Below are 12488 nucleotides of genomic sequence, written 5' to 3'. Positions count from 1 at the left end.
AATTGAATCGTCAATAGTTAGTTAAAGATCTTCCGAACCCAGCAACATCTCGGTGATGCCCTTCCCAGCCTTCACCATGGGAAAGACGTTTTCGGTTGGATCGGTTCTGAAATCCATGAACACCGTGCGATCTTTCAGCTTGCGCGCTTCGCGCAAAGCGGGCTCAACGTCCTGAGCGCGTTCGATCAGCATTCCAACGTGGCCATAGGCCTCCGCCAGCTTCACAAAATTGGGCAATGCATCCATGTAACTATGGCTGTAGCGTCCCTCGTACTCCATTTCCTGCCACTGTCGCACCATGCCCAGATAGCGATTGTTCAGCGAAACGATTTTGATAGGCGTGTTGTATTGCAAGCAGGTCGAGAGCTCCTGAATACACATTTGCACCGAACCCTCGCCCGTAATGCAGTAAACCTCGCTGTCAGGTTTCGCCAGTTTGATGCCCATGGCGTAAGGAATGCCCACGCCCATGGTTCCCAATCCGCCCGAGTTTATCCAACGGCGTGGCTCATCGAAGCGGTAGTACTGGGCCGCCCACATTTGGTGCTGACCGACGTCAGACGTGACGTAGGTATCGGCGTCCTTGGTCATATTCCAGAGTGTCTCAACAACATACTGGGGTTTGATGACATCATTTTTGCCGTGGTCATACTTTAGGCAATCGCGCTTGCGCCAGCCTGCAATCGTGTCCCACCATGCACCCAGCGCATCCGCATCTGGCTTGACCGTGCTTTCCTTGATCATTGCGATCATCTCGGTCAACACGTCTTTCACATCACCTACGATAGGGATGTCAACCTTCACCCGCTTGGAAATGCTGGAGGGGTCAATATCAATATGAATGATCTTTCGCTCATTCTGGGCAAAGTGTTTGGGGTTACCAATCACGCGGTCGTCAAAGCGCGCACCCACCGCCAACAATACGTCGCAGTTTTGCATCGCGCTGTTGGCCTCCAGAGTACCGTGCATGCCCAGCATGCCAAGGAATTTGGGGTCACTGGCCGGGTAAGCGCCCAAGCCCATCAAGGTGTTGGTGCAGGGGTAACCCAGCATGTCCACCAAAGTACGCAACTCAGCCGAAGCATTGCTCAGCAGAACACCGCCACCGGTGTAAATGTAAGGACGCTTGGCGGCCAACAGCAACTGAAGCGCCTTGCGAATTTGCCCGCCATGGCCCTTGCGAACCGGGTTGTAAGAACGCATTTCGACCGACTCAGGGTAGCCGGCATAGGGCACCTTGTTGAAGGACACGTCTTTCGGGATATCAACGACAACAGGACCGGGCCGACCTGTGCGGGCGATGTGAAACGCCTTCTTCATGGTCATGGCCAGATCGCGCGCGTCCTTGACCAGGAAATTGTGCTTCACGATGGGCCGAGTGATACCCACGGTGTCGCACTCTTGAAACGCATCCAGGCCAATGGCCGCGGTTGGAACCTGTCCTGTGATGATCACCATCGGAATACTGTCCATGTACGCGGTCGCAATGCCGGTAATGGCATTCGTGACGCCGGGGCCGGACGTGACCAACGCCACTCCGACTTCGCCTGTGGCACGTGCATAACCATCAGCAGCATGCACGGCAGCTTGCTCGTGGCGCACCAAAACGTGCTGAATGGTCTCTTGCTTGTAAAAAGCGTCGTAGATGTGCAAAACAGCACCACCGGGATAACCCCAGATGTATTTGACACCTTCAGCTTGGAGCGACTTGACGAGAATCTCGGCTCCGCGCAATTCTTGATCTTTTGCAGCTGACGCGGCAGCGGCTGAAGCGATTTCTGCTTGTGTGATTTCCATGATGAACCTTTGTGAATTTCTCTAACGAAAGACCTTGGGTGCTTCTTCGCAGACTCTTGTGAAGTCGCGTCGAAACTTGAGGCCAAAACCATGAGCGCACTGATTCTTGCGCCGGACCATGACCCGTTTGCTTTTTTGAATTGCAACTCGCATTATCGCACTGCAGCAAATGAATCCTGTTAAAGCCACCCAAATTGCGAACATCTAGAGCGAATTTCGCAAAGTCTAGACTCGTAAACCAGCCCATCGGCAAAGGCAATACACTACTGCCGCTTCAGCCTGCGACCGCAGGAAGCCAGACCGCCACCATGAACACCACTGCGCCAGAATCCCCCCAACCCACCCTTCTCACCCCCAGTCTTTACCGTCGCATGGCATGCTGGCTGTACGAAGGCTTGTTGATGTTTGGCGTGGTTTTTATTGCCGGCTACCTCTTTGGCACGCTGAGCCAAACTCGCAACGCCATGGACAACCGCCACTGGTTGCAGGGGTTTTTGTTCGTGGTCTTTGGGATTTATTTTGTCTGGCTTTGGGCCAAAGGACAGACATTGGCCATGAAAACCTGGGAAATCAAGGTGGTTGACCCGCAGGGTCGCCCCATTTCACAGGCCCGCGCCTTGCTGCGCTATGTGCTTAGCTGGCTTTGGTTTCTGCCTGCTTTGGGGGCCGCGTCACTATTTCACTTGTCGGGCCCGGAGTCCGTGGTGATTGTTCTGGGCTGGGTGGCCGTATGGGCCATTTTGAGCCGCTTCCACCCTCAGCGACAGTTCTGGCACGATGCGTTGGCAGGAACCCGGCTGGTTGCCATGCCACACGCTGCCAAGCGCTAAACCACACTCGCCAATCTGGGTGGGCGAGTGTTTGACTCAACGCTAGATGGCGGACTCGTCCAATTCGCCAGTGCGAATTCGCACCACGCGCTCCACATTGGTCACAAAAATCTTGCCGTCACCAATCTTGCCGGTGTGGGCGGCCTTGACGATTGCGTCAACACAGCGGTCCACGTCATCGGTGTTCACCACCACTTCGACCTTGACTTTGGGCAGAAAGTCAACCACATACTCGGCGCCCCGGTAGAGCTCTGTGTGGCCTTTTTGGCGGCCAAAGCCTTTGACTTCAGTGACAGTCAGCCCGGTGACGCCGCATTCGGCCAATGCTTCGCGCACCTCTTCGAGCTTGAACGGTTTAACAATGGCGGTGATCTGTTTCATGGTCTTCCTTTAGATGAACTGATTCGCTATGCACGAAACTTATTGGTTATAGGATAACGCCAATCTTTGCCGAAGCTGCGGTGGGTCACGCGAATGCCCACGGGGGACTGGCGGCGTTTGTATTCGTTTATTTTGATCAATCGCGTCACTTTTTCGACGTCATGGCGCTCAAAACCTGCGGCAACAATGGCCTCAATGCTTTGGTCATTTTCCATATAACGCTCAATGATCGCGTCCAGCACCTCGTAGGCCGGCAGGCTGTCCTGATCGGTCTGGTCAGCGCGCAACTCGGCGCTTGGCGGACGGGTAATGATGCGCTCGGGGATGGGCTGCTTGCCCCTGCCATACGGGTCATGTAGGTTGCGCCACCGGGCCAACCGAAATACAGCCGTCTTGGCCACGTCCTTGATGACGGCAAAGCCACCAGCCATGTCGCCGTAAAGCGTGCAGTAACCTGTGGCCATTTCTGACTTGTTGCCCGTGGTGAGCACGATGCCGCCAAACTTGTTGGACAGCGCCATCAACAGCGTGCCTCGGATGCGGGCCTGGATGTTCTCCTCAGTGGTGTCTTCGGCCAAGCCCTGAAACTCGGTGGCCAGTGAGGTTTTAAAGGCCTCAAACTGCGGCACGATCGAAATTTCGTCGTAGCGCACACCCAGGCGTTTGGCCATCTCATGCGCGTCAATCCAGCTGATGTCCGCCGTGTAGGGTGAGGGCATCATCACGGTACGAACCCGATCCTTGCCCAGGGCGTCGACTGCCACAGCCAGCACCAGCGCCGAGTCAATGCCGCCCGACAAGCCCAAAAGCACGCTGGGGAATCCGTTTTTACCGATGTAGTCACGCACACCCAGCACCAGGGCATCCCACAAGTCAGCGTCTGCCGTGCGCTCCGGGGCCACACTTGCTTCCAGTTTGATAGCGCCTTGCGCTTTACTGGCGAGGACCACGAACAGATCTTCCGCGAAACTGGGCGCGCGCCCCGCTACCGTGCCGTCTGCATCAAGCGCAAAGGAATGGCCCTCAAAAATCACCTCGTCTTGCCCGCCCACCAAGTGGGCATAGACCAGCGGCAGGCCACAGTCATGGACCCGGATGCGCATCATCATTTCGCGCTCATTGCCTTTTCCCACGTGAAAAGGCGAGGCGTTGATCACCGCCAGCAATTCAGCGCCCGCCGCATGGGCGAGGCGCGCCGGCTCATCAAACCAGGCGTCTTCGCAGATCAGCAGACCCACCTTGACCCGGTGTCCCGCTTCTCCGGCCTCGAACACACAGACCCCGTCACCGGGTGTGAAGTAACGGCGCTCGTCAAATACTTGGTAGTTAGGCAACTCCCGTTTGTCATATGAAGCCACTACGCGTCCCTCACACAGCACACTGGCCGTGTTGTGACGACGGGGCACAGCGACTGAGCGAGTGTGGCTGTCGTGACCCGTGGGGTGACCCACCACCACGGACATGTTTTTTAACCCGGTCAACGCGCGGGCCACTGATTTCACGGCATCATCACAGGCCGCAATGAAGGCCGGACGCAAAAAAAAGTCTTCCGCCGCGTAGCCGCAAATGGACAGTTCTGGCGTCAAAAGCAGGCGAACGCCCTCAGCATAGGCCGTATGGGCGGCGTCCACAATTTTTTTCGAGTTGCCAGCCAAGTCGCCCACCACGAAGTTGAGTTGGGCAACGCAGATTTTGAGAGTCATGAACCGCAGGTGTAGAAAGAATAAAAACGCAGTGAAGCACGAGTCAAACGATTATGTCATCCGGGTTCTGACCTCGCCCGAGGCAGTGGATTCCGTTGCCTGGAACGCCCTGTTGCAGGCCCAGCCACAGCCCACACCCTTCATGCGCCACGAATATCTGGCGGCCCTGCATGCCAGCGGCAGCGCAACACCTGCCACTGGCTGGACGCCGGCTTTCATCCTGCTGGAGTGCGGTGGTGAGCTGGTCGGTGCCTGCCCGCTCTATATCAAGACACACTCTTACGGCGAGTATGTGTTTGACCACGCCTGGGCGCAGGCCTACCAGCAGCACGGCCTGCACTACTACCCAAAAGCCCTGGTGGCCGTGCCCTTCACACCCGTGCCCGGCACCCGGCTGATGGCCCGCACGCCAGCGGACCGGGCCATGCTGGCCAAAGGCTTGGTGCAGTGGTGCGAGACCGAAAAGCTGTCGTCCCTTCACCTGCTATTCACCGAAGCGGCGGACACCCTGGCCTGCGAAAAGGCCGGCATGATGCTTCGCCACACGGTGCAATTTCACTGGAGCAACACGACCCCACCCTATGCTGACTTTGACGCCTTTCTGGCCTCATTGGCCCAAGAAAAGCGCAAGAAGATTCGCCAGGAGCGGCGCAAGGTGTTTGACGCTGGCGTGCGTTTTCGCTGGTCACAAGGCGCTGACATTTCGCACGACGACTGGGACTTTTTCTACCAGTGCTATGAGCGAACCTACCTCGAGCACGGCAACGCCCCTTACCTGAGCCGCGACTTCTTCCAACGCATGGCCGACACCATGCCAGAGAACTGGCTGCTGTTTGTCGGCGAACGCAGCGGACAGAAAATTGCTACTAGTTTGATATCTATTAGCGCATTGCAGACGGAGGCCAGCGGCCAAAATGGCTTAAAAGATCAGGAGCGGGTAGCCTACGGCCGCTACTGGGGCGCCATGGAGCGTGTGGACTGCCTGCACTTTGAGGCCTGCTACTACCAACCGCTGCAGTGGTGCATCCAACACGGCTACCAGCGCTTTGAAGGCGGCGCCCAGGGCGAGCACAAAATGGCCCGCGCTCTGCTGCCGGTGTCGACCACCAGCGCCCATTGGCTGGCTCACCCGTCCTTCTCTGACGCGGTGGAGCGGTTTTTGGAGCGCGAAGGCGAAGGCATTGAGCAATACATGAAACACCTAGAGCAGCGCAGCCCGCTTCGGCCGCCTCAGTCACCGTGACCTAAACCCAAGGCGTACTCAGGTTCGCCCCAGTTTCCCGGGTGCTCCTTGAGGCGCAGAATAGGCAGGGAAACACGGAGACCCCATGAACACACTCAGCGGCCTGGACGCCTCGTTTTTGTACCTTGAGACGCCTGAAACCCCCATGCACATTGGGTCTTTCTGCCTGTATGAGCGCCCTGTGGCCCAAAAGGGAAGCTTTCACGCCGCGATCAAAAAGCATATCGCCAAGCGCCTGCACCTGGCCCCCATATTCAGCCAAAAGCTGGCCTTGATGCCGCTTGAGCTGGGCCACCCCAGCTGGGTGCACTGCCCCGACGTTGACCTGAACTTTCACATCAGGCAAATCAAGGGCAAAGCACTGACCGTGCGCGAGGCCGAAACGCATTGCGCCGAAATGCACAGCCAGCTGATCGACCGCACCCAGCCCTTGTGGGAATTTCATGTGTTTGAGCGCATCAAGCGCCCGGATGGCAGCCTCTGTGCCGGCCTGTATTCCAAGGTTCACCACGCCGCGCTGGACGGCAAAGGCGGCACCGTGCTCACCCAGGCCATTTTGGACACCAGCGCGACCCCGCGCGACGTCCCGCCACCACCGACGTCCTTCGCCGCACAAAACCCTGATCAGCCCGGGCCCCTGGCCATGCTGGGCGAAGTCATCTCAGGCTCGGTCAGCCAGTACAAAGGCCTCTTCAAGGCCATTCCCCAGGTCGCCAAAGCGCTGACGGCCACCTTGAGCAAACCCACGGGCGATTCACCAGACGGGCAAGCCAAGCGAAAGCTCCCCATCCAGCTCGCGCCCATGACGGATTTCAACGTTGCGGTTAGCACCCAGCGCAGCTTTGCCACCGCTCGGGTGTCGTTTACAGAATGCCGTGCCATTGGCAAACCCGTGGGCGCCTCCTTTAACGACGTGGTTCTGTGGTTGTGCTCAACCGCGCTTCGAAACTACCTCGCCCAACACAACGATCTGCCGAAGAAGTCACTGCTGGCGGCCATGCCCATCAGCCTGCGCGAAGAGGGCAATCAAGACCTCAACACCCAGGCCTCCATGACGGTGGTCGCCCTGGGCACCCACTTGGAAGACCCATTGCAACGCCTGGCGGCCATCCAGGCATCGACCCTCAAGGTCAAAACCGCCCGCACCGACCTGAAAGGCCTGATTCCCACCGACTACCCCTCCCTGCTGGCGCCATGGCTGGTCGGTGGTCTGGCGAAAGCCGCCTACAAAACCTACACCGCCACCGGGCTCTCGCACCGCTTGCCCATGCCCGCCAACCTGGTCATCAGCAACGTGCCGGGGCCGCAAATACCGCTCTACATGGCCGGCGCCAGACTGCTGACCTTTCACCCCCTATCCATCGTCACGCATGGTCTGGCCCTGAACATCACCATTCAAACCTACGCCGGCCAGGTCGACTTTGGCATTATTAGCGACCCGCAAGCGTTGCCCCACGCTCAAGAATTGAGCGATGCCTTGACCCAGGCTTTTGAAGAAGCACGCACCATGCTGGTCGCGCCCACGCCCCCGGCGCGAAAGCGAGTCACCAAAGTGACGGCGCCTCGCAAAACACCTGCCAAAAGCGCCCCTAAGCCGCCCGCGGGCGCCAAAAAAACTGCTACTGTTCAAAAAACAACCCGTCGCAGATCCCCGGCAGCGGCCACCTGACGACCGCTTTGACGGACTGAAGACAGAACATGGCAGACCAGTTTTCACGCAAGACCGACCAACCGGCGCTGGCGCCCAGCCCCTGGCTGATGGCCATGGAATTTCGGGCACTTTGGGAATTTGGCGCCGTGGTGCCCGCCTGGCCACTGCTTAGCCAAGCGCCCGCGGGCGACGGCCACTCCATCATTGTGTTCCCAGGCCTGTCCGCCAGCGACGGCTCCACCCTGCCCTTGCGCGGCTTTTTGGATAACCTGGGCTATGACATGTCCGGCTGGAACCAGGGCTTCAACTTTGGCCCCAGAGCCGGTGTTTTGTCGGCCGCCATCCAGCAGGTCAGAGACACGTTTGAGGCTTCGGGCCAAAAGGTCAGCCTCATTGGCTGGAGCCTGGGCGGTGTTTACGCGCGCGAGCTGGCCAAACAACTGCCCGACTGCGTGCGCTGCGTCATTACCATGGGCACGCCGTTTTCAGGCTCACACCTGAGCACCAACGCTTGGCGGCTCTATGAGCTGACCAGCGGGCGCGACATTCACCAAGAGGTGGCCAAATTTGACTTGCCCACCGCGCCGCCTGTGCCCACCACCTCCATCTTCTCGCGCACTGACGGTGTGGTGGCCTGGTCCGCCAGCATGCAAGCCCCCAGCCGCGCCAACCGCAAAACAGAAAATCTGGAAGTGATTGCCAGCCACTTGGGCCTGGGCCTGAACCCCAGCACCTGGTGGGCCGTGGCAGACCGCCTGGCCCAGCCTGAGGGCCAATGGAAACCGTTCGAGCGCAAGCGCGGCTTGCACGGCATGATCTTTCCCGACCCCAATCGCTGAGGCCGGACACAAAAAAAGCGCCTGCCGTGTTGCCACGCGCAGGCGCTTTGTTTTTGATAGCTAGCCCCGCAGGGTGTGCAAGGGCTAAAGCATCAAAAGCCTCTTATTTCTTTGCGTCTTTTTCGTAATTGGCAATGCCGTCCAGAATTTCTTTGTGCGCTGACTCTGGGCCTTCCCAGCCTTCAACCTTGACCCACTTGCCTGGCTCCAGGTCTTTGTAGTGCTCAAAGAAGTGAGCAATCGTCTTCAGACGAATCGGGTTCATGTCCTCCGGCTTCTTCCAGTGGGAGTAGATCGACAAGATTTTGTCGATGGGCACCGCCAACACTTTGCCGTCTTCACCGGCTTCGTCGGTCATCTTCAAGATACCGATGGCACGGCAGGTCACCACCACGCCAGGAATCAAGGGCACGGGGGTGATCACCAACACGTCGACCGGGTCGCCGTCACCTGAAATGGTCTTGGGCACGTAACCGTAGTTGGTGGGGTAATGCATGGCCGTGCTCATGAAGCGGTCCACAAAAATGGCGCTGGTGGCCTTGTCCACTTCGTACTTCACCGGATCCGCGTTCATCGGAATTTCGATGATCACATTGAATGACTCGGGAACATTTTTTCCGGGGGTGACGTTATCAAGTGACATAGTGCTTTTTTCGATTGAGTTAAGTCGGTGACCGTAAAGGGCTAACCCCGGATTTTACCGACCTCACTTACGGCAGGCTTCCAAATGGGTGCGTGATAGAGATTTGACGGGCCTGCGGAGGTTGAAGCCGGCGCAGTTTGAAAGGGAAAGTGAGTTGCCTCAAGGGATCTCCCCCAATTAGGGGATGGGCAGATCCCGATCACGAGGTCAGACTGCATACGCAAATAGTCATTGAGACGCGTTCATACGCCTAGCTCAAACCGATAATTCAACTCCAGACTTCTCTTTACTCCAAACGTCCAACGCTAGTTCGCACACTGAAAATGAACCAACCAATAGATATCCTAAAAGGAAGCAAGGCCGGGCGAACTGCCCGAACGGTGGTCACAACACTTTTTTTGGGAGCCCTCGGAAGTGGGTTGTGGGAGTTTTTTCTAAAGGACGCTTTTCTCGCTGTCGGCAACATGACGCTAACTTTGATCTCTTCATTGTGGGGCGGCTATGTCGACTACCTCTACCGAGATATTGGGAAGCTTCACACCGATCTACTTCAAGTTCCACTATTCAGTCTCATTGAGATCATTTTCATTGCTGGGCCACTCTACTTGACGTTCACTCTATGGCGCGACGTAGGCACACTCGAAAAAAATCAATCTGGCGCTAAACCTACTGCAGTGGAGAGTTTGGAAACGATTTCTCAGGGTATTGGTCGGATTCGTCGGAAAATACTACGGCAGCTTCTGCCATTTACACTTTCTGCTTCCTTTATCTTCCTGCTGACCACTTGGCAAATTCTCTACACACGAGAAACCTCTAATTGGTCCGAGCGAGCCATCGAGATCATCTCGCCCTACATTTCGATGGATGACCGTGTTCGCTTGCGTTCGGACCTCCGATCGATCACCAACGAAAAATCCTTTCTTTTGCTTCGAACTAAGCTGCTTGGGCACGCAAAGCGCGCAGCCGTAGACCTTCCAAAATTCACTCCCATTGGAATCCAAGGTGGCGTCTAAGATTTTCTGAGCACGGGGAATCCCCGCCCAGTCCTCTCGGGATAAACCCTGAATTGACGCCTTCGTCACCTGTTCGTCACAAGATTTGCCGCTTTTCACGGTACAGTGATTCGGTTGGCCAATCGCCTGCATCATGGGTTCATTGATGTTTTTGCGAGGAAGCAACGCAGCGGTGGTGCCGCTAGCGTTGCACCACCACCTCGCGAGACAACACAAGGAGTGACACCTATGACAGGCAACGCAGCGCTGATTTTGGCGCTTATCTGCGGCTTGATTGCTGTGGGCTACGGGGTTTGGGCCCGAAGCTGGATTCTTTCTCAAGACGCAGGCAATGACCGGATGCAAGAAATTGCAGCGGCCATTCAAACCGGCGCCGCCGCTTACCTAGCCCGCCAGTACAAAACCATTGCCATGGTGGGTGCGGTTCTGGCGATTCTCATTGGCCTTTTTCTGGATTCCACCAGCGCCATCGGCTTTGTCGTAGGCGCAGTGCTGTCGGGTGCTTGCGGCTTTATTGGCATGAACGTGTCGGTGCGGGCCAATGTGCGCACGGCGCAGGCCGCCACCAAGGGCATTGGCCCCGCGCTGGACGTGGCGTTTCGGGGCGGCGCCATCACGGGCATGCTGGTGGTGGGTCTGGGCCTGCTGGGCGTCACCGGGTTCTACTGGTTTCTGGTGGGCAACGGAAACTTCACGCCCGACAAGAATTTGGCCACGCTGCTCAATCCGCTGATTGGTTTTGCGTTTGGCTCGTCACTGATTTCTATCTTTGCCCGTTTGGGCGGTGGCATTTTCACCAAGGGGGCTGACGTAGGCGCCGATTTGGTGGGCAAGGTGGAAGCAGGTATTCCTGAAGACGACCCCCGCAACCCGGCCGTGATTGCCGACAACGTGGGCGACAACGTGGGCGACTGTGCCGGCATGGCCGCTGACTTGTTTGAGACCTACGCCGTGACGCTGATTGCGACCATGGTGCTGGGCGCCTTGATGGTGACCGGCGCTGGCACGGCCGCCGTGGTATACCCACTGGCGCTGGGCGCGGTGTCCATCGTGGCGTCCATCATTGGCTGCTTCTTTGTCAAAGCCACTCCGGGCATGAAAAACGTGATGCCCGCGCTTTACAAAGGCTTGGCCGTGGCCGGTGGCTTGTCACTGGTGGCCTTTCTGTTTGTGACCATGTGGCTGATGCCCGACAACTCCATCACCGCCACCGGCAGCCAGATGCGCCTGTTTGGCGCCTGTGCCGTGGGCCTGGTGCTGACCGCTGCCTTGGTTTGGATTACCGAGTACTACACCGGCACGCAGTACCCGCCGGTGAAGCACATTGCCCAGGCGTCTACCACCGGGCACGGCACCAACATCATTGCGGGCTTGGGCGTTTCCATGCGCTCCACGGCTTGGCCCGTGATTTTTGTGTGCATGGCCATCTGGACGGCTTACACCTTGGCGGGCCTGTATGGCATTGCCATTGCAGCAACCTCCATGCTGAGCATGGCCGGCATTGTGGTGGCGCTGGACGCTTATGGCCCCATTACCGACAACGCCGGTGGCATTGCTGAAATGGCCGAAATGCCTGCCAGCGTGCGTGACATCACCGACCCGCTGGACGCGGTGGGCAACACCACCAAGGCGGTGACCAAGGGCTATGCCATTGGGTCAGCCGGTTTGGCGGCACTGGTGCTGTTTGCTGATTACACGCACAAACTGGAAGCCTACGGCAAGGTCATCAGCTTCGACTTGAGCAACCCGATGGTCATCATTGGCTTGTTCATTGGCGGCCTGATTCCCTACCTGTTTGGCGCCATGGCGATGGAGGCTGTGGGCCGCGCTGCGGGCAGCGTGGTGGTGGAAGTACGCCGTCAGTTCCGGGAGATTCCCGGCATCATGGAAGGCACGGCCAAGCCCGAGTACGGCAAAGCGGTGGACATGCTGACCACCGCCGCCATTCGCGAAATGATGATTCCGTCGCTGCTGCCTGTGGTAGTTCCCATTGTGGTGGGACTGGTGTTGGGCCCAGCAGCCCTGGGTGGCTTGCTGATGGGCACCATCGTGACCGGCTTGTTTGTGGCCATTTCAATGTGCACCGGCGGCGGTGCCTGGGACAACGCCAAGAAGTACATTGAAGACGGCAACCACGGCGGCAAAGGGTCCGAGACGCACAAAGCGGCCGTTACCGGCGACACCGTGGGCGACCCCTACAAAGACACGGCCGGCCCGGCCATCAACCCCTTGATCAAGATCATCAACATTGTGGCGTTGCTGATCGTGCCCTTGATGATGAAAATTCACGGCGGCTAAGCCTTAGGTCTGCCAACCAAAACCAAACCCGCTTCGGCGGGTTTTTTACTTTAAAATTGATAGCGTTTCAGGCTTATTTCACGGGGGCTA

10 protein-coding genes are annotated in these 12488 nt (G+C 57.7%); 6 read left to right on the top strand and 4 right to left on the bottom strand.

Going from position 1 to position 12488, the window contains the following annotated elements; translation table 11 throughout:
- Window positions 1-21: 21 nt before the first annotated feature.
- Window positions 22-1797 (bottom strand): acetolactate synthase 3 catalytic subunit, encoded by a 1776-nt coding sequence (locus J8G15_RS01210; RefSeq protein WP_210545431.1) that lies wholly within the window; start codon window positions 1795-1797, stop codon window positions 22-24.
- Between the two features lie 308 nt (window positions 1798-2105).
- Between J8G15_RS01210 and J8G15_RS01205 the strand changes: the two genes are divergently transcribed.
- Complete coding sequence (locus J8G15_RS01205) at window positions 2106-2627, top strand: RDD family protein (protein WP_210545428.1); 522 nt, start codon at window positions 2106-2108, stop codon at window positions 2625-2627.
- Between the two features lie 42 nt (window positions 2628-2669).
- Here J8G15_RS01205 and J8G15_RS01200 read toward each other — a convergent pair whose 3' ends face one another.
- Both J8G15_RS01200 and J8G15_RS01195 read right to left on the bottom strand, forming a co-directional pair.
- Window positions 2670-3008 (bottom strand): P-II family nitrogen regulator, encoded by a 339-nt coding sequence (locus tag J8G15_RS01200; RefSeq protein WP_210545427.1) that lies wholly within the window; start codon window positions 3006-3008, stop codon window positions 2670-2672.
- Between the two features lie 26 nt (window positions 3009-3034).
- On the bottom strand, window positions 3035-4711 hold the full coding sequence (locus J8G15_RS01195; RefSeq protein ID WP_210545425.1) for an NAD+ synthase: 1677 nt from the start codon (window positions 4709-4711) through the stop codon (window positions 3035-3037).
- On the opposite strand from J8G15_RS01195, the gene J8G15_RS01190 reads away from it, so the two are divergent.
- The 3 genes from J8G15_RS01190 to J8G15_RS01180 all read left to right on the top strand — a co-directional run bounded on the left by J8G15_RS01190 (window position 4710) and on the right by J8G15_RS01180 (window position 8444).
- Window positions 4710-5954: a GNAT family N-acetyltransferase gene (locus tag J8G15_RS01190; protein WP_210545423.1), complete on the top strand. Its 1245-nt coding sequence runs from the start codon at window positions 4710-4712 to the stop codon at window positions 5952-5954. The genes J8G15_RS01195 and J8G15_RS01190 overlap by 2 nt on opposite strands.
- An 85-nt stretch (window positions 5955-6039) precedes the next feature.
- Window positions 6040-7623, top strand: coding sequence for a wax ester/triacylglycerol synthase family O-acyltransferase (locus J8G15_RS01185; protein WP_210545422.1), 1584 nt, complete (start codon window positions 6040-6042; stop codon window positions 7621-7623).
- Window positions 7624-7652: 29 nt separating this feature from the next.
- Window positions 7653-8444, top strand: a complete 792-nt coding sequence (locus tag J8G15_RS01180) for a triacylglycerol lipase (RefSeq protein WP_210545420.1) — start codon at window positions 7653-7655, stop codon at window positions 8442-8444.
- A 103-nt stretch (window positions 8445-8547) separates the two neighbouring features.
- On the opposite strand, the gene ppa is transcribed toward J8G15_RS01180, so the two are convergent.
- Window positions 8548-9087 carry an inorganic diphosphatase gene (ppa, locus tag J8G15_RS01175; protein WP_210545418.1) on the bottom strand — a complete coding sequence of 180 codons (540 nt, stop codon included), beginning with the start codon at window positions 9085-9087 and terminating at the stop codon, window positions 8548-8550.
- Between the two features lie 323 nt (window positions 9088-9410).
- Here ppa and J8G15_RS01170 point away from each other — a divergent pair, with 323 nt between their 5' ends.
- A complete protein-coding gene (locus tag J8G15_RS01170) occupies window positions 9411-10100 on the top strand; it encodes a hypothetical protein (RefSeq protein ID WP_210545417.1) in 690 nt (229 codons plus the stop codon).
- Between the two features lie 228 nt (window positions 10101-10328).
- A complete protein-coding gene (locus J8G15_RS01165; protein WP_210545415.1) occupies window positions 10329-12398 on the top strand; it encodes a sodium-translocating pyrophosphatase in 2070 nt (689 codons plus the stop codon).
- Window positions 12399-12488: the final 90 nt, after the last annotated feature.

The sequence above is a fragment of the Rhodoferax sp. PAMC 29310 genome (assembly GCF_017948265.1).
Classification (GTDB): domain Bacteria; phylum Pseudomonadota; class Gammaproteobacteria; order Burkholderiales; family Burkholderiaceae_C; genus Rhodoferax.
The sequence above is the reverse complement of the archived record's forward strand: the minus strand, read 5'-3'. Positions and strand labels throughout refer to the sequence as shown.